This is a genomic window from Candidatus Lernaella stagnicola, from assembly GCA_030765525.1.
In the GTDB taxonomy this organism is placed as follows: domain Bacteria; phylum Lernaellota; class Lernaellaia; order Lernaellales; family Lernaellaceae; genus Lernaella; species Lernaella stagnicola.
The window spans coordinates 1-25,216 of sequence record JAVCCK010000015.1; the positions used below are offsets into that span (position 1 = coordinate 1).

Consider the following 25,216-nt stretch of genomic DNA (forward strand, 5'->3'; position numbering starts at 1 on the left):
TTCCTCATCGTCGTTCCGCTCCACCGTGTCATCGTCGATGGTGTCGTCATCGGTGGTGTCGTCGTCGGTGGTGTCGTCGTCGGTGGTGTCGTCGTCGGTGGTGTCGTCGTCGGTGGTGTCGTCGTCGGTGGTGTCGTCGTCGGTCGTGTCATCGTTATCGTCGTCATCATCGTCATCGTCGCCGGTCCCGTCGGGCCAGGCAACGATCTCGATGTCGTCGATGCCCCAGGAGTCGCCGAACAACACGTTCGCGTCGTAGTGGAAACGTATCTGCAGATCACCGACGTTTTCGGTTTCAGCCGGCATGACCAGCACTTCGTCGCCGCTTGCATCTTCCCAGTAGCGTACGAGCTGGACCCACGACGCGCCGCCGTCGATCGTGTAATGGACTTCGGCCTTCTCCCACATCGGCAGGCTGTCCATGTCGAAGTCGTGGGAGTAGCGCAATTCCAGGTCCATGTAGTGCCGCGTGTCGATCACCGGCGAAATGAGGAACTCGTTCATGCTGCCGAACATGCAGTCGGAGCAATCGGCGATAATGTATTGATTGTCGAAGTAGGGGCTGAATCCCGCCGTCTCGATGCGCCACGTGCCCGAGCAACCCTCGTTGATGATTTCCCAATCGGCGAACACATCACCGGCTTCCCAATCTTCCGACAGGAGACGGTTGGGGCCAAAAGGCGTCGCGGAAAGCTCGACCAGGTTGTCTTCCTCGTTGCCCAGCACATCGACGGCGCGTACGACGTAGTAATACGTGTTGTTGTTTTGCGCGCCTTCATCGATGAAGGGCGACGCGCTGGCTACCACGTGCGGCACGCTCCAGTTATAGCCGCCGGAAGTCTCGGCGCGGTACACGTTGTAAACGATCGCGTTGTCGTCGGTCGCCGGATCCCAGGTCAGTTCGACTTGGTAGTCGCCGGCGGTGGCGCCGGTCAGACCTGCGAACACCGGCGGCTGACAATCGGTGACGACTTCCGCCGTCTTCACGACATTGAAATTGCCGTTGCCGTCGTCGGCGTCAATGTACGTGGCTGTCACCGTGTCGCCGTGATGCACGTAGAGGTAGCCCGGTGTGTTGATCGTGGCCGTCGGGAGGGTACCTTCGTACACGCCCGCGCTATCGGTAAGGTCCAGCGTGAACGGCATGCCGCTCGGTGAACTCGTGCTGGCAACATTAATCGAAATGCTGGGGTCCACCAGGTCTTCATCGAGTACGCGAATGACGATTTCGTCACTGCAACTGTAATCGCGCTCCGGCGTGATGCGGACTTTACCATCCGAATTGACCATCGTGACCATCAGGTACGCGTGCGCCTCGACCACGTCGATCCGGCCCATGCCGAACGTGTTGTCCTCACCCGGATCGCCCAAGTCGACCGCCGTCATGTACAGCGCTTCCTTGATCTGATCCGGCGTCGCGTCGGGGAAGGCTTGGCGAAGCAGCAACACCGTGCCCGCCACGTGCGGCGTGGCCATCGAGGTGCCGCTCATCGTGGCGTACGTGTTGCCCGGCTGCGAGCTGCGTACGTCGACGCCCACGGCGGAAACTTCCGGTTTGATCGTCGAGCCGTCGCAATCGGAGGGACCGCGACTGGAGAAGCTCGCGGCGCTCACACCGTCTTGGTTCAGCGCGGCAATGGAAAACACGTTGTAATCCGACGCGATCCGGTTGCCGGGCGAACGCAGCGACTGGCTGCCGGGGCCTTCGTTGCCCGCGGCGAACACGACCACGACCCCCGCGGCTTCGGCGGCGTCGATCGAGGCGTTGAAGTCGTCAAGACAGGAACCGTAGTACCCGGGGTGCAGGCCCCAGGAATTGTTGACGACGTCGGGAACGTCTTCGATGGTTCCGGGGTTGCCGTCGGGATCGGCCATCCATTGGAACCCGGCCACGGCGTCGGAGAAAATGTCGCCGCCGGTATCAATCGTTTTCGCGCCGATCCACTTGGCGCCCGGCGCGACACCAATCTGGTTGTCGCCGCCGTCATCACCGATCATCGTGCCCAAGGTGTGCGTGCCGTGCGTATTCCAACCCGACTCCGTCGGGAAAGTTTCATGTTCGAGCGGATCAAACCAAGCGTGGCCGGGGTCGACGCCCGGGTCCAAGCCCCGCCACCGGTCCGCGAAGGCCGGGTGCGATCCGTCAGCGCCCGTATCTTGGTCGCAGGCCAGGGCGCCGGTACCGTCGATGCCCAGGGCCCACAATTCGGGGGCGCGTGTGTTGACGACGCCGTTTTCGATGCCCTTGCCGGTGGTGGCCGGTTGCGGGTCGCCGGTGGCGACCGGCTCGATCAGTCCGATCGGGTAATCAAGGTACACCGACAACACGTCCGGATGCTTAGCCAGTTGCGGCAAGTAGGACGGTTTGATCGTCAGCGCCACGGAATTGGAAATCCAGAAGGGCTTGATGTGGTTAATCACGCGCTGCTGTTTAGCGGTGCGAAGTTCGGCCAGGAACATTTCCTGGCTTTCGGCCGCTAAATCTTGCAAGCGGGTAATCACTTCATAGTGCCGTAACGCCCGTCCGGCGCCGATGGCGTCCATCTCGGCGTCAAGAGCTCGCAGATTCACCTGATCTTTCAACGTAACGTAGACGTTCACCCACTCTTGTTGCCCGACCTCGGCAATCTCTTGCTCGAGTCCCGGGTCGACCCACGCGGCTTGCGCCACGCCGGCCAGGAGCAGCACCAACGTTGTGCTTAGAACGATAATGAAACGGTACATGGTATTCCTCTCACTTCCTCCAAGTCCCGCAGCGAAAGTGCACAGGACCTCAAGAGACCTCAAAACCGACGAACAAATATAGCTGAATTGTCCCGGCGGCGCAATTTGTCGATTGCGGCCGAAAGAAGGGCCGGCGAACTAGTCCGCGGCGGGGAAATACCCGAGGATTTTCGCCGTCGCCAACGTGTTGGCGGAGATTTCGTCCTCGATTTCCGCCAGTTCCGGCGTATTGCCGGGATCGGGCATCGTTTCGCTAAGCGCATGCAGCGTAAATTCATAGCGATGCCGACTCGGCGGGCAGGGGCCGTCGTAACGCGGGTTGCCGCAGTAACTCGCCGTATGCCATGAGCCCGCCGGCTTGTTGGCGTTGGTCACGCCCTCATCCAGCGATGTCGTATCGGCCGGAAAATTGACCAACCCCCAGTGCACGACGATACCCTCCGGACCGTCCAAATCGCGGCATGTGATGGCGAAAGCGGCCGTTTCTTCAGGCGCATTCGACCATGAGAACGCCGGCGAGAGGTTTTCCCCGTCTTGGTTCGTGCAAACGTGCTTGACGGGAATATCTCCGTCGTCGCCAAACGCGGTGGAAGTCAGCGCAAAGGCGTTGGGCACGTCGTCATTGTCGTTGTCATCGTCGTCGTCGGCTGCGTCATCGTCATCATCGCCCGAGGAACAAGCCATGAAGGCCAAAACGGAAACGAGTAACAGGGCTAACGTTAGTCCCCAATAGGAACTGCGACTTGGGCGTCTCATGTCCATCCCCCTTCGACACAAATGGAACACAGGCTTGATGTATGTCCCAAGGATAACCATTTGGCCACCGGTCTCAAGGGGAAAACGAAGAATCAAAACCATGATAATTTACTTGATATAATAATATACAAGTAGTCGATATAAATAGAGCAATCGTCATGGAAAATAGTTGTGCGCGATGGTGGTGTTGCCATTCTGCTGCGGTTGCGGCAAGGTTCCACGCACACGATAAAAAATCCGGGCCCCCAGGGTCGGCACAATCGCAAGACGCGTAGAGGAATTCAATATGAGCACTTATTTGATCACCGGTACGACTTCGGGTCTCGGCGAGTCGATGGCGCGGAAGTTGTGCCAAGCGAAGCACACGGTGTACGGCGTCGCTCGGCGAGCCGAGAAACTCGCCGCGTTTTCCGAAATGTTTCCCGATTACTTTCGCGCCTTCCCGGGTGACGTATGCGATGCGGCGCGCGCGCGCGAAATATGCGAACAACTGCCGAACCTGCCCGATATTGCCATCCTCAACGCCGGAATCGGCGAGTTTGACGCCCCGGACGGGCCCTCGACCGAACAGCATCGGCGAATATTCGACACGAATTACTTCGGCGTGTTGAACTTCGTCGAGCCCTTGTTCAAAGCCATGGCCGCGCGGGGACACGGGAAACTCGTGGTCATTTCGAGCCTGGGAGCGTTTCGCGCCTTGCCGCGGGCCGGCGTTTACGGGGCGAGCAAGGCGGCGCTGACCTCGGCCATTGAGTCGATGCGTTTGACCTACGGAAAGAAGGGCGTCGAGTTCGTCCTCGTGCACCCGGGCTTTGTGGCCACGCCGATGAACAAAGGGGCGAAGGACAAGCTGCCGTTCATTTTGGAGACCGACCACGCGGCGCGCGAGATTCTCGACGGCGTTCACCAGGGCAAGCTGACGATCAATTTTCCTCTTCCCATTCGGCTGGCGATGACTGTGGCGCAACTCGTGCCGCCCGGCCTATACCGCCGGCTCATCAAATAAACTGGGGCGTTACGCAGACCGGGTGACAGCGGTTTAGCCCATGGCATACAATCGCCCGCAACACATGAACACCGAGCACACCGAACAAGACCGCCGATCCGACGAGGCGGCAGGGCGGATCGCGGCGGCGCTGGAGAAGCGTCGGCGGACGATCTTCCTAGCCGTCACGGCCTTGTTGGCGCTCGTGGCGGGCGCGCTGCTGCTTGTTCGCAACACCTTGCCGTACACCAACAACGCGCTCTTGCTGCGTGGCGACGGCTTTTCCGAGCGTAACGTCTTCATCGCTGCTGCCGAGTGGGATCGCGGCCCCGGCATCGTCTCGTCCGGATTCCTGCCGATGTACCGCTGGCACACAAATCAATCGTCCGAGGCGCGGGACCTGTTCTTCAAGCCGTTTACTTACACGCATTATCCGCCGCTTTGCGAACTGACCTATGCGCTGCTCGGACGCCTCGGCGTGCAAACCGTACACGGATTGCGGCTCTTTCCGATCCTGCTCGCCGTGTTGGGTTTGTTTGCCTTCGCCTGGGCGCTTCGCATGCTTTACGGCGAACTATTCGCCATCGTCGGCGTCGCGTGCCTGATTCTGCATCCGCTGTTCTGGGACGGTGCCGACGGCTTGCACGAGTTCGGCTTTCACGTGCCGCAGCAAGCCTTGTTGTGGTTGGGGCTGGCCATGATAGTGCGCGGGCGCGAACGCCTCGGCGCGGTGATCGCGTTCGCGGCGGCGTTCTGGCAAGGGACCTACGCGTTCGAATACCAACTGCTGACCCTGGGCGTCATCGCCGGATTCTATTTCCTACACGAACGACGCAGCGCGTGGCCTTGGTTCTTGCTCGTGGCGGCCGCCGGACCGTTGGCGTTCGTGCTGCACTTCGCCCAAAACGTGTGGCACTTCGGTTCGTTGACCGACGCTTTGAACGACCTATTCGGCGCGGCGGCGTATCGCATGGCCAATACCGGCGGCAAGGCGGGCGAGCTTCCGCAGATGGGATACCTGACCTACCTGATTGAAGCCTACGGGCGGTACCGCGGCTACCTCGGCGGCGCGTTCGCCCTGCCGGTGGTCGCGGCTGCGGCGACGCTGGCGCTCTGGCGAAAACGGCCGCGCGGCGTCTTGCCGTGGTTCGCCTGCCTGGTGATCGGCAGTTTGGCGTGGTTCCTGGTGATGCGCCAGATTTCCTATATGCAATTCCGGTTGATGGGCCGCGTGCTGTATTTCCTCATGGCGATGTCGATGACCGTCGTGACCTACGCCGTGTTGCGCGGCGTGGCCCAAACGGCGCTGGCCGGAAAACGCCCCGGCGTGTATCTGTTGGCGCTTGCCGTGCTCGCCGGTTGGATGTGGCACGGGCACGTGGGATACCTGCGGGCGTACGTCGGCTTAGAGCAGGAACTCGCTTATTATCAGCCCGCGGAAGCTGTCGCCGACCAAACCCCGAACCTATGGCATGTCTGGAACAGCCCGGGCATGAGCTGCTCGCTTCCCGGGTTAGCGCACGGCAAGCGACCGCCGCGCTACACCTGCCGCACCGTGAAATGCGCGCCCGATAACGCGGCTTGTCGCGCCACGCAGCAGCACATTCGTCTCGCATTCGCCGAATCGACGCTCCTGAAAGGCGCGTACGTGAAACTCACCGCGCGCAAGGGACCGCCGCCGCAATTGAGCCTGTTGCAGGTCGACGAGGAAACACGAACGAAACAACAGCTGCTGGCCCATGCGGACGGCCCGATCAAGGGCGGCGTGTACTCGTTGCAATTCGCCTACCCCGTGGCGGCGCGGTTGTTCGAACTGGAGATCGAACGCGCCGAGGACGCGGAATTCCGCATCGACTACCTTGTGTTGAACTAACCCTTTTTTTCGAACAAGACGAGCATTTCGCCCACGTTGAAGGGGAAGGCGAGGCCGCGCAGCCCCGGCGGCAGGAGTTTGCGCAATCCGCTGATGAGCCCGCCGCCGAAAATGTGGCCGAACAGTTCGGCGTGCCGCATCAGCATCTCCGGCGTGACGTGTTTCCACGCAAAACGCCGCCGAATCACGCGCAAGCTGTGCGTTTCGAAAAGAATCGCCAGGGATAGCGGTGTGTGCAGCAGCACGTGTTCCGGAAAGGTGTGGAACCAGTGCGGGCCCAGGCAGCGCGCCGAAAGCGACGCCACGTTCGGCGTGACGACGAGCAAGCGCCCGCCGGGAACGAGTAGGTCCGCCAGACGCGCCGCGAACGGATGCGGCTCGGGCACATGCTCGATCATGTCGAATAGGCAGGCGGCGTCAAAGGAACCGGGCGGCAAATCCACTTCTTCGAGACGAGCGGCGCGAAAGTCCCCATCGGGAAAACGCCGGCGCGCACGATCCACGGCCTGCGCCGATACATCCACACCGGTCGCATCGAATCCGAGATCCAGCGCCGCACCCACGGCGTCGCCGGTGCCGCAACCCACTTCCAGCAACCGCGACGCGCCGCGTGTCGCCGGTGCGGGCAGGTGGGAAAGGAATCGCGCAAAAGATCGGCGCTTGGCCACCGCGATGCCCGGGTCTTCCTCGCCGTGGCCCCGTTCGCGGTGGTAGTCGTCGTTGTAGTACGCGGTCCAGAAATCGGCGTCGAAATCGCCCGCCGCGAATACGGCGCCGCAACGACGGCAGCCGCGAAAAGGCACGCGGGCGACATGCCAGCGGTGCTCGAGGCGACGGTCGCCGCACACCGGGCAGGCTGGGCTCATGCGTCGGCCTCCGCCAACCGGCGGCGCACTTCGTCGCGCACTTGATCCAGCGTGATGGTCGGGACACAGGGGAATTCGTGGTTGCAGAAATACCCGGCGTCGGTCATCGGCACGTACATGCACGGGCTGCACGGATACCCGGAATACAAGTACGTGTGACGAGGCGCCGCGCCGCCGAACATCAAGGGATCGCCCGGCCCCCAGAGCGAGACACTGGGACAATCGGCGAGCACGGCCAGGATCATCGGCCCGGAATCGTTCGTGATAAAAAGCCGCAGCCGGCACAGCAGCGCGATGAATTCGAACAACGATAATTCACCGGCGGCATTGACGACGGCTCGTTGCGATGCGGGCTGCAGGCGATCGAAGCATTCGGCGACGAAATCGCGCTCGCCGGGCGCGCCGGTCAGGCACACGAAACAGCCGTCGGCGGCCAAATCGTCGACCAGTTCCGCGAAGCGCTCCACCGGCCAGCGTCGTCCGAGGGCGAGGTCGCTGGCGTTGACGTTGACGCCAACCAGCGTCCGCTTGCCGTCCCAACCGAAGTCTCGCAGTTTTTGGTCGACGGCGGCCAAATGCTCATCGGTCGGCTTGACGGAAACCGGCATTTCCTCCGATGACTCCGCGCCGGCGACTTTGGCGACCAGGCCGTAGATTCCCCGCACGTGCTTGGCGATATTGAAGAAGCTGTGATCGGTATAGATGTGCCGCCGCCAGAAACCGTACCCGTAAAAGCCGATGCGCTGGGGGGCGCGTGTCAACGCGGTGTGAATCGTCGTGTATTTCGAAAAGAACTCCAGGTCGATCACCACGTCATAGGGCCGGCGCAGGTGCCGCAAAAACGTGCCGAGCGTCTGGATCACAAACGACAGGGGGCGGTTGCGATCGATGCCTTCCACTGCGTCGAACACGCCGAGAAAACGGGCGAATGATTGGTTCTCCGCAAAGGTCAACAGCGTCAGGTGAACCTCTGGGAACTCACGTTTGAGATCCCGCGCGATCACCGTCGAATAGCCGATGCTGCCCATGCCGAAAAACTTGATCAGCAACACGCGTCGCGGCGGGCGCGGCGGTCGGGGACGGCCGAATATCAGGTTGCGCAGGCCGTAAAGAAACGACAGCAGCACGCACAACGGCAGGCCCACGAGGTGATCGATCTTCTTGACGGTTGCGTAGGACGACGCCATCCATCATGCCTTGTCGAAAGGGGTGAAACGCCAGAATACGGCAACCGGATCGGAAGTCAACGTAGACGAGGATTTCGCGGCGGGCCTTTAAAAGCAGTGCGGGTTCCCAAGAGGGAACCCGCGTCAGGTGAGGATAGGATGAGGCCTAGTTGAGGAGAGGGAGGTCTCCTCGGATGGGAGGTTGAAAGGGAGGCAACGTTTGTTACCGTTAATTGGCCTCCGTCTGTTCCCTATTGATTGGTCGCGGCGCAGCGTCGGGCCTTACATTAAAAAACAGTGGGAATGGTTACTGATAGGCGGTATCAATTGGCTTGCACATGTCGGGCAAGCCCTTACCATACATTGCGGTAAAGAGGGTTTTGTGCGATCCTCACCCGTTCGCCGGGCGCGGCGTAGACCGGAAAGGTTCGGTGCCGCGAGCGTCCGAAAGGAGCATCAAGAGTGAAAAAGCATACGGCTTTGTTGGTCGTTACCTTTGTTTTGGTCGGTGCCGTCGCCTGGGCGGCCGATTTTCAAGGCGACGAGGAATTTCTGCAAATCTACACCCACGATGTATACGACCGCGCGGCCGTGTCGCAGTTGGGCGTGGCAATTGACACCGTCGACCTCGAGGCCGGCTGGGTTCGCGCTTGGTTGCCGCAGAAAAAAATCGCGCGCCTGACAGAAATGGGCTTCGCGTTTGACCGCCTCGAACTCGCCGAGGCCATGCCTTCGGGTTACGAGGATTACCACGACTACGCCGAGCAGATTGATTTCCTGCAGCAACTGGCCAACGGCGCGCCCGAAATCACCGATTTCTACACCATCGGCTCGTCCTTGGAAGAGCGCTTCCTGTGGTGCCTGAAGATCAGCGATAACCCGCTGGTCGACGAAATGGATGAGGCGGCAATGGTGATCGTGGCGAATCATCACGCGCGGGAGATTCTTTCGGGTGAGCCGCTGCTGTATGCGGCGCAGCAGCTTGTCGAAGGCTACGGCGTGGACGAGCAGTTGACCTTCTGGATCGACAACCGCGAAATATTCCTTTGCCCGAACGTGAATCCGGACGGCACGGAATGGGATCAGCGGGACGACGATTTCCACTACTGGCGCAAGAATCGTCGCGTCAACGAGGGCTCGGAGTGCCGGGGCGTCGACCTAAATCGGAACTATGGCTACGAATGGGGCGGCAGTGGCGCTTCGCCGTACCCCTGTGACGATACCTACCGGGGCGCGGCGGCGTTCTCGGAACCCGAAACACAGGCTTTCCGCGATTTCGTACAGGCCCACGCGAACATCAACACGCTGATCACCCTGCACACTTATAGCGAGTTGATTCTCTACCCCTGGGGCTACACGTACTCGCCGATCGGCAACGAAATCGATCAACAGGCGCACGTGAAGCTGGCGCAATTGATGGCGGCCGAAAACGGCTATACGCCCCAACAAGCCGCCCAGTTGTATCCCACCAACGGCGACACTACTGACTGGGCCTACGGCGATCTGGGCATCATCAGCTTCACCTTCGAGCTCTCGCCCGGCTCCTATGGCTGGTATGATTTCTATCCGCCGGAGAGCTTCATCGAACCGGCGAATGTCGACAATTTCGAAGCCTTCAAAATCTTGCTGGGCTTCACCGCAGACCCGCCGAAAGTCATGGCCACCGACCTCTGGCGCCTGCGCGCCACGGTGGACGAAGACACCGTGCTGCTCGAATGGGCCAGCGTGCGCGAGAACCAACCCCGCGGCTGGAAGGTGCTGCGCGGATTGTCCGAGACCGGACCCTTCGACGCGATCACGCCGACCTTCATTACGCCGAACCAAGAGCAATACTCGTATCTCGACGACGCGATCGAACCGGAAACCGATTACTACTACGTCGTTCACTTCGAGGGGCTGGGCGCCAACGATCTGGATTTCGGACCCTTGATGGTTACCACGCCGCCTTTCGGCGACGATGACGACGACGACAATAACGACGACAATAACGATGACAATGACACTGTTGGCGATGACGACACGACAACCGACGACGATACGACCACCGACGATGACACCGCCGGCGATGACGATACCGCCGGTGATGACGACGATGACGACGACGACGATGATGATAACGACGACGACAATAACGATGACGATGACACCGCCGACGATGACGACACCACTGCCGGTGACGATGATGACGATAACGACAGCGGCGGCTGTTCTTAATACGGCCCGCCATATGAGGTGCACCGGTGATGACCGGCGGCTTGCATGTACGGGCTCTTTGTGAGAAATTTTGGATGCTTTCGGGTCGGCTGCCCTTTCGCTAGGAATCGGCGGCCGACTGCTGTTTAACAAAGGAGTGCTACCGTGAAACGCGCTATTGTATTGCTTACCCTCTCGCTGCTTTTGCTCGGGACGACGGTTGCGACTGCCCAGGACTTCTTCGCGGAACGTGAATTCGTGCGCATCAACACCCGTGACGTGACCGAACGCGACATCGTCGCCGACATGGGCTTTGCCATCGATTACGTGAACCTCGAGGCCGGGTGGGTCGCCGCCTGGGTGCCGAAAAAGCAAATCCCGCAAATCGAACGCCTCGGCATTATCGTCGAGCCCTTGGAAAGCAAAGATACGATGCCGCCCAACTACGGCCCGTATCACGACTACCAGGAGCAGGTGGAGGCCGTCCAGGAAATGGCGGCCACGTATCCGGAAATCACCGACCTTTACACCATCGGCCAGAGCATCGGAGGTCAGGATCTTTGGTGTCTCAAGATCAGCGACAATCCGCTGCAAGACGAACTGGATGAATCGGCGATTATCGTTGTGGCCCTGCACCACGCGCGGGAAATCCTGACTCCCGAGATGGCGCTCTACGCCGCCCAACAGCTTGTGGAGGGCTACGGCGTAGACGAAGAGATCACGTACTACGTTGAGAATCGCGAGATTTTTGTCATACCGACACTTAATCCGGACGGCGGCGAATACGACCATGCCACCGGCAATTTTCGCATGTGGCGGAAGAACCGCCGCGTCAACGAAGGTTCGTCGTGCCGGGGCGTTGACCTGAATCGCAACTACGGTTACCTCTGGGGTGGAGTGGGCTCTTCCGCGTCGCCGTGCGCCGACACCTACCGAGGCGCCGAAGCCTTTTCCGAGCCGGAAAGCCGCGCCTTGCGGGATTTCACCCGCGCTCACGAGAACGTTCGCACTTTGCTGACGCTGCACACCCACGCGAAGCTCGTGCTGTATCCGTGGGGAAACCAGAGCCAACACATCGACGACCAAATCGACTTCCTGACGCACAAGACGATGGCCGAATACATGGCGAGCATCCTCAAATACTCGCCGGGCCAGGCGTCCAGCCTGTATCGGACCACCGGCGACACCACCGATTGGTCCTACGGCGAACTGGGCATCGTGTCATTCACGTGGGAAATGGCGCCGAGCCAGTACGACATCACCGGCTTCTATCCGCCGCCGAGCATCATGGAAACCGAACTCCCGCGCGGCTGGAACGCGCTGCGCATCATGCTCAACTACACCCGCGAACCGAGCCTCATCTTGGCGACTGATCCTTGGAAGTTGACCGCCGAGGCCACCGAAGACGCCGTGACTGTGGAATGGGCGACGCTCGTGGAAACCAACGCCAAGGGATACAAACTGCTGCGCGCCGACGAGGGCAGCGGCAATTTCGAACCCCTGCATGACGGCCTCATCCAAACCGACAAGGGCGACTACCTGTTCGTGGATGAAAACGTGGAACCCGGCGCGTCCTACGAATACCTGCTGACCTTCAAGGGCACGAACAATAACGACGTGGAATTCGACCCGATTGCGGTCACGATTCCCGGCTCCACCGATGACGATGTGAGTGACGACGACGCAATCGACGACGATACGGCCGCCGATGACGACACCGCCGGTGACGACGATGCCGCCGGCAATGACGACGCCGACGCCGATGATGACGATGACGACGACGATGACGGTGGCTGCGGCTGCTGATCCCCTGTTAACAAACTGACCAACCGGGCGCCGATCGGCGCCCTTTTTTTTACCGCGAGCCGGCGGCGGGACTCAGCGCGCCTCGTGTGCCGAGCGGCGCTCAGTGAAAATCGCGGCTGCGGACGCCGGGCTCGTCAACGCGGAGGTGGGGTACGAACACCGCCTGGGCCACCAGGTGCACCACGCCTTCCTCCGACTGCAGGCGACCCGCGACGCCCAGGAAGGTGCGTGTTTTCAGCAGCAGAGAATAGCGCTCGAAAACCTTGGGCCAGACAATCACGTTCACGAATCCGGTCTCGTCTTCCATGGTCAAAAACGTCGTGCCCTTGGCCGTCGAGGGGCGCTGGCGGCAGATGATGAACCCGGCGAAGCGCGCCGGCGTGTCGTGCGGGCGCGCGTTGAGTTCCCGCGCGGTCGGCAGCTTCAGGTGCGTCAGCGAGTCGCGCACCAGCGCCAGCGGATGACGCCGCGTGCTGTGCCCGGTGAGGCGATAATCCCAGTCGACGACTTCCAACTCGCTCAGGCGCGCAAAGCGTTGTGGCGACTCCGCCGAGAGAGTCGGCAGCGGCGTCGGCGGCGTGCGGGCCACATCCAGCCCGTCCCATAGGGCCTGCCGCCGGTCTTCCCCGAACGCGACGAACGCGCCGGCCTGGGCCAGATCGCCGACATGCTTCTCGTTCAGACCCGTGCGCTGGGCGAAATCCTTCACCGACGCGAAAGGTTTGGCGCGACGGGCCGTGTCGATTTTCTCCCAATGTCCCGCGCCCAGGCCTTTGACGTAGCGCAAACCGATGCGCACGGCGAAACGCTGCTTGCCCTCGCGCGGCGCCGCCGGTTCGAGGGTGCAATCCCACCGGCTTTGCAGGATATCGACCGGCCGCATCTCGACACCCGCGCGTTTGGCGGCATCGATGATCGTTGCGGGCATGTAAAAGCCCATCGGCTGGGCGTTGAGCAGGCTGCCGTAGAACTCGGCGGGGTAATGGCACTTCAGCCAGGCGGTGGCGTAGCTGATGATCGCAAAACTCGCCGCATGGCTTTCGGGAAAGCCGTACTCGCCGAAGCCCTGGATCTGCTCGAAAACCCGTTCGGCGAATTCACGCGCGATGCCCTTGGCGATCATGCGCGAAATCAGCCGCTCGCGGTGACGGTTGATGCGACCCGAACGCCGCCAGGCCGCCATGTCGCGGCGCAGTTGGTCGGCCTCGCCCGGCGTGTAGTCGGCGGCGACGACCGCCAGCTTCATCACCTGCTCCTGGAAAAGCGGAATCCCCAGCGTCTTTTCCAACACCGGCCGCAGCGACTCATGCGGATAATCGACCGGCTCCTCACCCCGCCGCCGCCGCAAGTAGGGGTGCACCATGCCGCCGGTGATCGGCCCCGGGCGGATGATGCTGATCTGAATGACGATGTCGTAGAAGTTGCGCGGCCGCAGGCGCGGCAGCATCGACATCTGCGCGCGGCTTTCGATCTGAAACACGCCCAGCGTGTCGGCCCTTTGCAGCATGGCGAAGGTGTGCGGATCGTCGGGCGGAATCGTCGCCAGCGACAGCGACACGCCCCGATGCCGGTGCAGCATCTTCAGGCACTTGTCCACATGCGTCAGCGCGCCCAAGCCGAGCAGGTCGACCTTGAACAGGCCCAGATCCTCGATGTCCTCCTTGTCCCACTGGATGACGGTGCGCCCCTCCATCGTGGCGTTTTCGATGGGCACCAACGTGGGCACCGGCTGGTGGCCCAGCAGAAAACCGCCCGGATGAATCGAAAGGTGCCGCGGGAAGTTCTGGATTTCGTCAGTCAGTTGCAGCAGGTGCTGGTGATCGACCACGTTCATGTCGAAGCCGGCCTGGGCAAAGGTTTCGGGATCGACGCCGCCGAAATGGTGCTGCAGTTTGGCCAGGCGATCCAGCGAGGTCTCCGGCAGGCCCAGCGCCTTGCCCACGTCGCGCACCGCCGAACGCCCCCGGTAGCGGATCACGTTGGCGACCATGGCGGCGTGGTCGCGGCCGTACCTTTCGTACATGTGTTGGATCACTTCCTCGCGGCGCTCGTGCATGATGTCCAGGTCGATGTCCGGCGGCTCGGCCCGCTCCTTGGAGATGAAACGCTCGAACAGCAGGTTCATCCGCACCGGGTCGATCGCCGTGATGCCCAGGCAAAAACACACCGCCGAGTTGGCGGCCGACCCGCGCCCCTGGCACAGGATGCCGTGCTCGCGGCAGAAGCGCACCAGTTCCCACATCGTCAGGAAGTAACCGCCGTAATCGAGCTCGTCGATGACCTGCAGTTCCTTGTCGAGTTGACGCACGACGTTCTTCGGGGTTGCGGAGCCGTAGCGCTCGCGCGCGCCCTCGAAGGTGACCTGGCGCAGCCACTGGGTCGAGGTCAGGCCGGAAGGCAGGCGCTCGGAGGGATAGCGGTAACGGATCTCGTCGAGCGAGAACGTACAGCGATCGGCGATCTGCTCCGTGCGGCGCACCGCGTCGGGGTCGTCTTCGTAGAGCTTGTTGAACATGTAGGGCGAACGCAGGGCGAACTCGGCGTTGGGGCGGGTGAGGTCGCCGACGGTGTGCAGCGTCACGCCGTGGCGGATGCACGTGAGCACGTCCTGCAGCGGCCGGCGCGAGGTGATGTGGTAGAGCACCTCGGGCGCGGCGACCAGCGGCATTCCGAAACGTTCGGCACGACTCTTGAGCAACGCTTCGCGCTGTTTTCCCGCCGCCAAGAGGTGACGGGCGTGCAGGGCGTACAAGCGGTCGGCAAACGCTTCGCGCAGCAAAACGGCGACGGCGGTCGGGTCCTCCTCGCCCGTCAACAGGCTCGGCTCGCCGCCCCACAACGCCAGCAGCCCTTCGGCGTGCGCGGCGACCTCGCGCCATGTGACCGAACTCTCGCCCTTCGCATGCCGCAGGCGGCCCTTGGTCAGCAGGCGGCACAGGTTGGCGTAGCCCGCGCGATTTTCGGCCAGCAATACGATCATCGTGCCGTCTTCGAGGCTTACCTGGGCGCCGATGATGATCCGCATGCCCAGTTCGCGCGCCCGCACGTGCGCCCGCACGATGCCGTACACGCCGTCGCGGTCGGTGATCGCCAGTGCTTTCAGCCCCAGTCGCAACGCCTCTTCGACCAACTCCTCCGGGTGGCTGGCGCCTTCCAGAAACGAGTAATTGCTCTTGCACCACAGGGCCGCGTAACTCATTCCACGATTCCCTGCCAGTACCAGCGGCGGCGACTCGCGTCGTAGTAAATCCACAGGCGGTCGCCCCGATGGGTTTCCACGAAGTAATAGCGGCGATGAACCTCGCGACGCCACCAGCCGCCCGAGACAACATACGGCCCCCACATGTTCACCACCGGCCCCATGCCCGCGTCCTTGAGCACCCAACCGTCGGGCTCCCAGCGACCGCGCGGCGGCAGCAATACCGGCTTTTGCAGGATGCGGCGCATCAGGGTGAACGGGGCGTCCTCGTCGACCCGCGGCTGTTCCAGCTTCTCCAGCGGCTCCCAGGAAAAGCACGCCTCAGGCAAATGCCCCGCGTTCAACCGGGCGCGCGCCACCGCCTTCTCGCCCAACGCGGCCCGCACGCGGGCCAGGGCGCGGTTGCCGGCGTCTAGGTCGCGCTTGGGGGCGTCGAAAAACATCCGCAGTTGTTTCTCATCGGCCACGGCGTCGCGCCCGAGCAGCAAAATATCGCTCACCGGCGCGGCCAGGGGATCGCCCTCCAGTCGCAGACGGATGAGGTCCGCGATCAACGCTTCGCGCAAGGTCGGTTCGGCGGGGCGGATCACGTCGGTGCGCGGCTCTCGGTCCTCCAGGGTGAATTGCAACTCCAGTTCCGCCAGTGCCCGGCCGCGGCGGGCCAATTCGTTCAGCAGCGGATGCAAGTGCCGCTTGATGACAAACAGCAGGCGCATGGCGTTCTCGTCGGGCGGCTCGAACTGCACGAGACGCCGCACCGGCTCGCGGGGCGTTTCGGCGCGGAGCGGCGCGTAGCTTTCGTCCGTGGCCAGTTCGTGCAGTTCCTTGGCTTCCCCACCGAAACGGCGGCGCAACCCGGCCGCGGGCAGCCGCACGAAATCGCCGACCGTTTGCACGCCCAGCCGGGCCAGGGTGTCGCGCAGCTTGGGGCTCAACGCCAGACGATCCAGCGGCACGCGGCGCATGGCTTCGTCTTCTTCGGCGGCAGACCTGAACACCAGCATCTCGTCGGCGGCCTTGGCCACCGCATAGGCGGCGAAGCGCCGGTAGCCGATCACCACCGTGGCCGTGAAACCGGCGTCGGCGACCGCCTCGGCCAGCAGGCGGCCCCACTGCGAGGCCGAGCGATACAACGGGTTCAAGCCAGCGGCGTCCAACCAAAAAAGACCGGGGTCGTCGCCGGAAGCCTCCACCAGCGGCGAGAAGCGGCGCAAGCGTCGGGCGATATCCGTGACGCCCTCCCGCACGTTTTCCGCGGGCATCACGGCCGCCCGCAAATCCACCGTCAGCGACAGGCCTTGGGCGAAACTCATACCCGGCAGAATGCCGCGCGCCCGCGCCTCGCGGCTGACAAAGCGGATCACGCCCTGCGGGCGGTCGTGCGCCACCACGGCGGCGGGCAACCCACGCCATTCCGGATGCTCGCGCAACAGAAGCTGGAGGGGCAGTTCGGGCAAATTAACACAAGCCAGGCGGTCCATCACAAGTGATCTCATGCCGCCACCCGGGGCCGCGGCGCTTGTCTTTGACGGCCTGCAGGCGGCAGAGGAAACGCCCGTCGGGGGCAGACGCGATTTCGGCCCGAACGTGCACCGTCACCAACGAGCCCAGCGAGGGCATGGATGCCGTTTTGTCGGTGAGGCACAGCAGCACCGCGTCGTGCTTCTTGGCCAGCCCGGCCAGGCGGGAGAGGGCGGCCATCGGCACCTTCGCGTTCTCGCCGAGGTCCAGTGCGATCAAGCCGAATGCGCCGGAACGGGCCAGCCGGTCGGCAGTGGCGGTCAGCGAGCGGGGATCGGGACAAAACACGACGACCAGCGATTGCAGGTCGATGCCGTTGCGGGCTGCGTCGGGTGGATAAAAAGGACGGTGGGGGAAAGTCAGCCACGCGACCGCCTCGCCGGCGCTTTGCGCCTCGCGCACCAGGGCGAAGGCGAAGGTCAGCATGGCGCCGTCGGCGTGACCGGAAATTTCCGTCAGCCGCCCGGTGAACTCGGCGATGCTGAAGGGCGTTTGCACCGCGGGCCGGGCGTGCTCGCGCAGGGAAGGCACCGCAATCAGGTGCCGGGCGAAACGGCGGCGCAGATCGCGAGCGGTTTGACTCATGCGCTCACCTCCACCAAGGGCTCGTCTTCCAGGTAGCGGCGGACCTCGATGACCTTGCCCAAAATCGCCAGTTCTTCCGGATTCGGCACGATAACGGGGAACGCTTCGTTTTCCGGATGCAGTTCCACGCGGCCCCGTCGTAGGCGCAGGCGTTTGACCGTGGCGTCCTCGGCCACGAGCGCTACCACGATTTCGCCCGACTCGGCCGTGGGCTGGCGGCGCACCACCGCGATATCCCCTTCGAGGATGCCGGCGTTTTTCATACTTTCGCCCCGCACCCGCAGGGCGAAGAGGCTGTCTTGCGGCGCACGGGAGGACAGCGGCAGATACCCCTCCGGCTGCTCGATGGCGGCGGTCCAGTCCCCGGCTTGCACCTGCCCGAGCAGGGGGATCAGGAACGTCGCCTCGCGCCGGTCGTCGCCCGGCAGGCGGTACGGCCGCGACTGCCCCGGTTCCTTCGCCAGCCGCCCTTCGGCCACGAGGTTCTCCAAATGCCGGCGCGCCGATTCATAGGCCGCAAACCCCAACGCTTCTTGCACTTCGCGCACGCTGGGCGGGCGGCTATTTAAGATTCGCTCCCGCACAAAGCGGAAAACTTTTTCGCGGGTTTTTCCAGGGGGCGTGTGTGCCATCGTCTGCTCCTTCCGGACTTCCACCCCATACTATAGCAGTCATATGACTGCTTTGCAAGAAAAAGTGAGTTCGAAGATCCCGCGGCTGGAATCAGGAAGCTTCGGCGAGGGCGGCCAGTTGCGGCGGTAGGCAGACGTACTGGGGTTTCTTCTTCGTTTCGTCCCAAAAGACCATCAGGTGGCGGCGTCGTTGCGTCAGGGGGTCGGATTTCTTTTCGGTCAGTTGTTCGATCAATTCGTTGGGCTCGAACTCGACTTCAAGGAGTTCCGGGGCCTGCTCGGGGTTTTGCATGATGCGGCCCACGGCCATTTCGTACCGGGCGATGGCCTCCAACTGTTTGGCGTAGTCCGGCATGTCGTTTTCGAGTCCCGCCACGATCTCATGCACCTGGGCCATCAGCGTAAGAAACTGCCCGTTGTCGATGTAATCGGGTTCCGGGCAGTCGATGTGGTCCAGGGCCTGGAAGAGCGCGACGGGCAGGCGTTCCCCCAGGTGTTTATAGGCCAGTTGGAGGCTGTAGGTCATCTTGAGTTCGATGAAGCTCGCCAGCAGGCACATCTTCAGGACCGTTTCACGCGTGACGTGCGGATTCCGGAAGTGAAAGTAGGTTGGAAAAATCGCGGGATGCCGGCGGATCACCGTGCGCAAGGCACGCCAGTCGAACGGCAAATCCGAGGTGCCGGGGCTGCCTTGGGCGTCGTAGGCGAGTTCCCGCACCGGTGTCTGCGTGAGCAAGTCGCTGCCCGGCTCCGGGGCCAGGGCGTGAATCTGTATCCGCACCTTTTCCCAATCAAGGATTTTCTCGCGAAATACGGTTGCCAGGAGGGCCTGCAGGTCATCGCTCGATTCACTGGGAAACCCGGCGATAAACGACAACGTGCAGCCGAAGTCCAAGCGTCGCAGGGTCTCGACCATCGGGGTGAGTCGTTCGAGGTCGAGGTTTTTGCGGATCGCGGTCTGCATTTTCGGTGTCGCCGTTTCCACGCCGATGAAAATGCGCTCGCACCCCGATTCACGCATGCGTTCGAGCAGGCTTTCATCCAGGCAATCCAATCGCGCGCTGCATCCCCAATGGACGGCGGGCGTATGCGCCTTTAGCGCGGCGCACAAATCCGCCATGTAGTCTTGCTTGAGCGTGAGCAGGTCGTGATTGAAGACGATGGTTTTCTCGCTGCCGTAGGTGTCTTGGATGACCTGGACCTCTTCCAGAATGCGCGGCACCGATTTGACGCGAAACCGCCGCTGGAAGTAATGCGAGGTCGAGCAAAACACGCACCGGAAGGGGCACCCGCGCCCGGCTTCCAACGAGACACTCGTGTGCTTCTCGATTTCGTTTTCCGGCGAGCAATGATTGAATCGCGGATCGTAAAGCGGTATCGGCAGTTCATCGAGATCGGCGATCGGATCCGGCCAACCCGTGTCGATCGTGACCCGCCCGCGCTTCTCGACCAGGCCCGGAACACGGATATCGCACCGCCCGCGCTTTAAATCGCTGAGGTACTCCGGAAAAACAAAATCGGCCTCGCCGCGAATCACCGCGTCAACCTGCTCGAAGATCTCCACGACCGCCGGGGCGCAAAACGAAACGCCCGGGCCGCCGATCATCGTGTGGATACTCAACCCGCGCTCCTTGATGCGGCGGCAGATATCCAGCGCGAGGATCAAGTTGTTCGACATCGTCGAAAGCCCCAGCACGTCGGTGTTTTCCTGCACGACGCGATCGACGATGGCCTCCAGGTCGTCCTGGTAGTCGCGCTGGTACATGTCGCCGTATTCGACGAGGTCGAGAACGTCGCACTCTACGCCGTCGGCGCGTTCACGCACGGCGGCCGCCAAGGCCAGGACGCCGAGGCAGTCCAGCAACGGTACGTATGACTTGATCGACAACTGGTGGATGGCCAGCAGTGTTACTTTCATCCGGCCATCTCTTCCTGCAAGCGGTTTTTTTCATCGAGCAACAACGTCAGGGGCAATTCATCGCCGGTGCCCAGCAGAATCTGCGCGGCGAGGTTGATTCGTCGATCCAACGACGTGAAGCCTTCGTTGACCGCCTCTTGGACGCGTTCGTCATTGGCCAGCCGCATGCAGGCCATGCAGCGCTGCGCGGCGTACAAAGGCTCGGTCGACGGCAGCCCGGCCAGCCGCTGCACGAAACGAATCCCCTCGGATTGAATCAGCAGCGGAAAAGGGGCGGTGAGGGCGCGGCCGTAGATATCGCCGAAAGCGTCGGTGTCCATGTGCCCCACGGTCAGGGCGCTTTGCGGCGATTGCGGCGGACCGCAACAGGCGGAAACGTGGCCGCTCTGCTGGACGAGAATCCCCATGGCGCCGCACGTGCCGTGCTCTTTGATGTCCTGATCCCCGGCCAGGGGAGGTAGGTTGACGGCGCGTCCGTGGCGAATCACCGAAGCGATGCTGACTGTGGCGATATCCGCGACGCGCTGCCCGAACGTCTCAAGCAGGAAGTCCTCCACTTGCGAGTCATCGGCGAAATCATCTTGAAGCAAATTGAAGCCCGTCTCGATGCCAAGGCGCGAGCAGGCGTCGAAAGCGTGGCGAATGAACGCGGTCGGGACGTACTCGCGATGGTAGGAGTCGAAACTCAGCGATACGTGCTTGAGACCGGCGGCGGCGAGCGGCGACAAGCGGTCCATGGCGATCCGCGGGCTGCGGGCCCAGGAACCGTTGCTCACCACGACCGTATAGAAGCCGAGTTTCGTGGCGTGCCCAGCGGCTGCGGCCAGCGCGTCGGGAACCAAAAACGGTTCGCCGCCTGTGAAGCAAACTTGGTTGGCGGAACTTTCCGCGCGAATCCGCTCCAGCCAGTCCCGCAAGCGGCGCGGGGTCAGCGGCGGAAGGTCGGACGAAAAAAACGGTCCGATGCAGTGACGGCATTTCACGTTGCAGCGGGTCGTGATTTGAATCCCCACCGAGGAACTGCGGCGGGAATCATGTTTGTTGCGGCGCAGCAATTCGCGGGCGCGGCTTCGTAAACGTTCGTCCATGGCCTCCACCGGCGCCGGCCGTACGTGGCCGGGCAAAAAGGCGGGACGACGCTCGTAAGGCCGCGTCGTCCCGGCAACTAATGCAGAATCGTTTTATGAGATGACGATTCGTTCGGTCTCCAGCGATGCCGCCAACCGCTCAATCAGTTTGGAGTGGACGTCGTTGATCGAGATCTTGCCGATCTCGTCCATATTCATTGCGCGGACGTTCGCCAGTTGTTTCTCGTTGAGGCGAATCCCCTTGTCGACACATGCTCTCTCGGGGCTCTTCTTCACCTCGGCCCGAAAATTCTTGTCCATGATGAGTCGGAAAATGAATTGTTGCAGGTCGGTTTCTTGCATTTTGCCCTCCTTTTTGCTGAGTTCGTCCATAAAAAAGTGCTGTTGGTGATGTTATGAAATAGTTGAACCCCCCCCCCAACAATGGAAGAAAAGCACAGGTTAAAAAGTATGTCAATAACTATTAAAAATAAAAAGTAAATTAACCTCAATAAACGTATCGTTATTGAAGTAGCCAATATCATCCATCATTGGGCGGTAAGAGGCGCGATTTCGGGAATCTTGCCATTTGGACGCTGCGTTTCTATGATGCCGTAAGGCTTTTCCCTTTGAGCAAAGGTGTCGCCGTGAAAACTTTTCAGCTTTCCATGATGTGTCTCGCCGTCCTCGGATTGGCCGTAATGGCCTCAACATTTTTCGGTGCGTGCAGCGACGGAGGCGACGGCGGAAACCTCGACGAACGAGGCGACGCACCCGCTCCAAGCGACGATGACGAAGACGAAACCCCCACGCCGCCGCCGGTCGATGACGACGACGACAGCGCCGGAGATGACGACGACGACGACGACGATAACAATGACGACGACAATGACGACGATGACGATAACGATGACGACACCTTCGACCCCGACCTAACCTGGATCGCGATTCCCGCCGGCACGTATGAAATGGGCTGCACGGCGGGTGACGCCGAGTGCAACCCGGATGAATGCCCGCGCCACACCGTCAACATCTCCGGGTTTCAGATCACCGCGCACGAAATTACCCAGGCGCAGTACGAGGAAGTGACGGGCGAGAATCCCAGCATGTTCACCGCCGCCAACGGTTACGACGACTGCCCGGATTGTCCTGTCGAACAGGTGACGTGGCGCGACGCCCGCAATTTTTGCCGTAGTTGCGGCGGCCGGTTGCCCAGCGAAGCGGAATGGGAATACGCCGCCCGTGCCGGCACCGACAACCATTACGTGTGCGGCGACCAATGGGATTGTCTGGCCGACTTCGCGTGGTTCTGGGAAAACGCCGGCGACCAAACGCATACCGTCGGCCTCAAAGGCGAAAATCCGTGGGGCCTATACGACGTGATGGGCAACGTGTGGGAGTGGGTCAACGATTGGTACAGCACCGAGTATTACGACAACACGCCGCTCAACGATCCGCCGGGACCTACCGATGGCTGGGCGCGCGTGCTGCGCGGCGGCAGTTGGATTTACGATACGGACACCCGCATGACGGTGTCCGACCGCTTCCTGCAGGAACCCCGCACCGCGTTTCCCTACGTCGGCTTCCGCTGCGTGCGGAACTAAGAGCGAACCCTCCGGCTACTGCAAGTATCCCAGCGTGCGCAAACGGGCGCGCTCTTCCGGAGACAACGGACGCAACTCATCCAACTCTTGCCCGAGCCCGGCGGGATCATTCCGCTCCGCCCAATTGACCATATGAGTCCACAGCGACGTGAAGTTCGACACGCCGACGCGCGGCGCAAAGCCGTTGTCGTCGAGACCCTCGTTGGTGACCGGGTAATCGACGAAGGGCAATTCGGCGCCGTGTCCCAAGGAGTCAACCGAAGTGATCGATCCGTCCGCCTCGATCGCGGCCAGTTCCTGCACGACGGCCGTGGGGATGGGGAAGATCAATTCCACGTTGCGGTCGCTACGCGTGCCACAGCGCGCGAAGGGGCCGACGCCGTCGTATCCGTCGGCGAGGGCTTCGCTGAAGGCCAGTTCGCGGCTGAAGTCGGCCAGGGTATCGGCATCGTCGCCGTCCAAACTAAAGTGGTCGAAATTTGTCAGGAAGATCGAACCGCTGCCGTCGCGATTGTCGACGATCTCGACGATTCGGGCCTGCTGAGGGAAGTCGATATCGGACGGCACTTGGATTTCCCAATAGCCGAGGTACGGATTTTTGTCGGCAGTGGGATGAGGCACGATTTCGTTATAGTGGCCGTGTCCGACCAAGTGGGCGATAACGTTCGGCGAACTGTGCAGTATCTCTTCAAGCTCCGAGCCGCCCGCGACGATCGCGGCTTCATGGTGGTGCGAAGCCACAATGACCAGCGCGTCGTTGATTTCGGCGTCCTTGATTTCGCGTTGCAGCCAACCCAGTTGCGGCCCCGTCAAACCGCCCTCAGGGAACAGCAGTTGTTCGGCGCTGTCGATCGCCAGAATGCGCAGCGGAATGTTGCTGCCCTGCAACTCGCCCACATCGAGGCGGTAGAACGCGCCGTCGTCGGGCGTGACAACGCCGTCCTCGTTGCGGTCCACGAAGCCGTGTCCGGACTCGTTGAGCAGATGCATAACGCCGGCCGTGTCCATATATGCGCGGTTCAAATCGGCGGTGATGTCGACGCCGTCATCCGAAGGATCGGCCGGCGTGTCATGGAGCAACACCATCGGGTCGAAATCGTCGACGATGTCGGTTTCGTAATCGCCCAGCAGCCCGAGGAAGTCGAAAACTTCGAACACAACGCGCCAGTCGATATCAAGCCCGAGAATACCGTACGCGATGCGAATCTCTTGGTCTGGGTTTTCCTTCCAGTACTCGACCATCGAGGCGAGGCCCGATATGTAGCCGAAGGGCGAAAGTGTCTCTTCGTAGTTATTCGGCTTGTAGAACGTGAGCGGGGTCAATGGATCCAGAAGGCCCATGTTGATCACATCGTGATTGCCCACGCAGGCAAACCACGGCAACGGATCGCCTGAACTGCGGAGCAATCCCGCGCACGGGAAGTCGGCGTTGGAATTGGGTAGGCCTTCGCGCTCGTATCTATTAATGGAATTCCCGGTGGGGCCTGTCTCCTGCACGCCAAAATTGCGTTCGCCGAGATTACGGCCGCTGCCCGGGTCGAGATTCAGGTCGCCGGAATCCGGACGGCACCAGCCGCTCTCGGTTCGAATGCCGCCGCCGTCGAGAACATCCACGACCATCTCCAACTCGTTGAGTTGGGAGCTGTCGCTGCTGTCGCCCAAAAAGAGCGCGAAATCGAAATCACGCTCGTAGTCTCGTTGAATTTGGTTTGCGGTGCGCGTCATGGTCATCAGCACTTGCTGCGACAAGTCGTACTGCGGGCGTGCCGCGTCGGTGAAGGCGCCAAATAGAACTTCGCGCGAGTCGAAGAAATCCAAACGCGTCGGCGCTTCTTCGTCCGCGACATGCAAATCGCTCATCGTCATGAAATACGCCAACGACAAGCGCTCCCGACCGCTGCCGTACGGCGTCGGACGCGGCACGTCCAAATCGTTCCGCGTGATGCGCGCGTCGCCGGGGCCGACGGCCATAACCCACTGGTCGTCTTGGCGGAGCGGGACGTAGTTCATGTCCAGCGTGGTGGGAATCCGCCCGGACGGCGCGACGTCGTCGTCGTTATCGTCGTCATCATCGTCGTCGGCCGATGTTGCATCGTCGTTGTTGTCATCGTCGTCGTCATCGTCCGACGCGCAACCAACGGCAAGGAAAGTCGTAAGCAACAAGGCAAACAGCATGGCAACAAAGAAAATTCGAAAACGCATGGCATAGGCTCCTCTTGCCGCGGGCAAGCATTCATTAAGACCTAACGAAGCCTTAACAGAAAGCCATCGTCGGCGCAAGAACGGCTGATTCCGTGGGATTCGTCATGTGCGGTCTAGAA

The 25,216-nt window shown here is 61.8% G+C and carries 17 protein-coding genes; 5 read left to right on the forward strand and 12 right to left on the reverse strand.

Translation table 11 applies throughout. From position 1 onward, the window contains the following. Both P9L99_07020 and P9L99_07025 read right to left on the reverse strand, forming a co-directional pair. The coding region (locus P9L99_07020) for a S8 family serine peptidase (protein MDP8223092.1) at window positions 1-2,724 on the reverse strand (2,724 nt) is incomplete at its 3' end. A gap of 138 nt (window positions 2,725-2,862) precedes the next feature. Beyond that, window positions 2,863-3,480, reverse strand: a complete 618-nt coding sequence (locus P9L99_07025; GenBank protein MDP8223093.1) for a YbhB/YbcL family Raf kinase inhibitor-like protein — start codon at window positions 3,478-3,480, stop codon at window positions 2,863-2,865. Between the two features lie 286 nt (window positions 3,481-3,766). Here P9L99_07025 and P9L99_07030 point away from each other — a divergent pair, with 286 nt between their 5' ends. Both P9L99_07030 and P9L99_07035 read left to right on the forward strand, forming a co-directional pair. After that, the gene (locus P9L99_07030; protein MDP8223094.1) at window positions 3,767-4,486 is read left to right on the forward strand and encodes an SDR family NAD(P)-dependent oxidoreductase; all 720 of its coding nucleotides are present in this window, start codon (window positions 3,767-3,769) and stop codon (window positions 4,484-4,486) included. A 40-nt stretch (window positions 4,487-4,526) separates the two neighbouring features. Then, the gene (locus P9L99_07035; protein ID MDP8223095.1) at window positions 4,527-6,338 is read left to right on the forward strand and encodes a hypothetical protein; all 1,812 of its coding nucleotides are present in this window, start codon (window positions 4,527-4,529) and stop codon (window positions 6,336-6,338) included. On the opposite strand, the gene P9L99_07040 is transcribed toward P9L99_07035, so the two are convergent. Together P9L99_07040 and P9L99_07045 are read right to left on the reverse strand one after the other, a co-directional pair. Next, window positions 6,335-7,204 (reverse strand): class I SAM-dependent methyltransferase, encoded by an 870-nt coding sequence (locus P9L99_07040; protein ID MDP8223096.1) that lies wholly within the window; start codon window positions 7,202-7,204, stop codon window positions 6,335-6,337. The two genes, P9L99_07035 and P9L99_07040, sit on opposite strands and share 4 nt — an antisense overlap. Continuing rightward, window positions 7,201-8,391 carry a glycosyltransferase family 9 protein gene (locus P9L99_07045; protein MDP8223097.1) on the reverse strand — a complete coding sequence of 397 codons (1,191 nt, stop codon included), beginning with the start codon at window positions 8,389-8,391 and terminating at the stop codon, window positions 7,201-7,203. Before P9L99_07045 ends, P9L99_07040 begins: the two co-directional genes overlap by 4 nt. Window positions 8,392-8,832: 441 nt before the next feature. Here P9L99_07045 and P9L99_07050 point away from each other — a divergent pair, with 441 nt between their 5' ends. Then, window positions 8,833-10,584 (forward strand): M14 family metallopeptidase, encoded by a 1,752-nt coding sequence (locus P9L99_07050; GenBank protein MDP8223098.1) that lies wholly within the window; start codon window positions 8,833-8,835, stop codon window positions 10,582-10,584. Window positions 10,585-10,728: 144 nt separating this feature from the next. Further along, a complete protein-coding gene (locus P9L99_07055; protein MDP8223099.1) occupies window positions 10,729-12,369 on the forward strand; it encodes a M14 family metallopeptidase in 1,641 nt (546 codons plus the stop codon). 100 nt (window positions 12,370-12,469) lie between these two features. Here P9L99_07055 and P9L99_07060 read toward each other — a convergent pair whose 3' ends face one another. The 7 genes from P9L99_07060 to P9L99_07090 all read right to left on the reverse strand — a co-directional run bounded on the left by P9L99_07060 (window position 12,470) and on the right by P9L99_07090 (window position 21,654). Further along, complete coding sequence (locus P9L99_07060) at window positions 12,470-15,568, reverse strand: error-prone DNA polymerase (GenBank protein MDP8223100.1); 3,099 nt, start codon at window positions 15,566-15,568, stop codon at window positions 12,470-12,472. Then, a complete protein-coding gene (locus P9L99_07065) occupies window positions 15,565-17,064 on the reverse strand; it encodes a DNA polymerase Y family protein (GenBank protein ID MDP8223101.1) in 1,500 nt (499 codons plus the stop codon). Before P9L99_07065 ends, P9L99_07060 begins: the two co-directional genes overlap by 4 nt. Beyond that, the gene (locus tag P9L99_07070; protein ID MDP8223102.1) at window positions 17,027-17,674 is read right to left on the reverse strand and encodes a hypothetical protein; all 648 of its coding nucleotides are present in this window, start codon (window positions 17,672-17,674) and stop codon (window positions 17,027-17,029) included. The genes P9L99_07065 and P9L99_07070 overlap by 38 nt, the downstream gene beginning before the upstream one ends. Beyond that, window positions 17,671-18,306, reverse strand: coding sequence for a transcriptional repressor LexA (gene lexA, locus P9L99_07075; protein ID MDP8223103.1), 636 nt, complete (start codon window positions 18,304-18,306; stop codon window positions 17,671-17,673). The genes P9L99_07070 and lexA overlap by 4 nt, the downstream gene beginning before the upstream one ends. Before the next feature lie 91 nt (window positions 18,307-18,397). Continuing rightward, the gene (locus P9L99_07080) at window positions 18,398-20,224 is read right to left on the reverse strand and encodes a radical SAM protein (protein MDP8223104.1); all 1,827 of its coding nucleotides are present in this window, start codon (window positions 20,222-20,224) and stop codon (window positions 18,398-18,400) included. Continuing rightward, complete coding sequence (locus tag P9L99_07085; GenBank protein MDP8223105.1) at window positions 20,221-21,312, reverse strand: radical SAM protein; 1,092 nt, start codon at window positions 21,310-21,312, stop codon at window positions 20,221-20,223. The genes P9L99_07080 and P9L99_07085 overlap by 4 nt, the downstream gene beginning before the upstream one ends. A 93-nt stretch (window positions 21,313-21,405) precedes the next feature. Then, window positions 21,406-21,654 (reverse strand): Os1348 family NHLP clan protein, encoded by a 249-nt coding sequence (locus P9L99_07090; protein MDP8223106.1) that lies wholly within the window; start codon window positions 21,652-21,654, stop codon window positions 21,406-21,408. Between the two features lie 338 nt (window positions 21,655-21,992). Between P9L99_07090 and P9L99_07095 the strand changes: the two genes are divergently transcribed. Beyond that, window positions 21,993-22,895 carry a formylglycine-generating enzyme family protein gene (locus tag P9L99_07095; GenBank protein MDP8223107.1) on the forward strand — a complete coding sequence of 301 codons (903 nt, stop codon included), beginning with the start codon at window positions 21,993-21,995 and terminating at the stop codon, window positions 22,893-22,895. Between the two features lie 15 nt (window positions 22,896-22,910). Here the strand turns inward: P9L99_07095 and P9L99_07100 are convergent, their stop codons facing one another. Next, window positions 22,911-25,097 carry a hypothetical protein gene (locus P9L99_07100; GenBank protein ID MDP8223108.1) on the reverse strand — a complete coding sequence of 729 codons (2,187 nt, stop codon included), beginning with the start codon at window positions 25,095-25,097 and terminating at the stop codon, window positions 22,911-22,913. Window positions 25,098-25,216 lie beyond the last annotated feature (119 nt).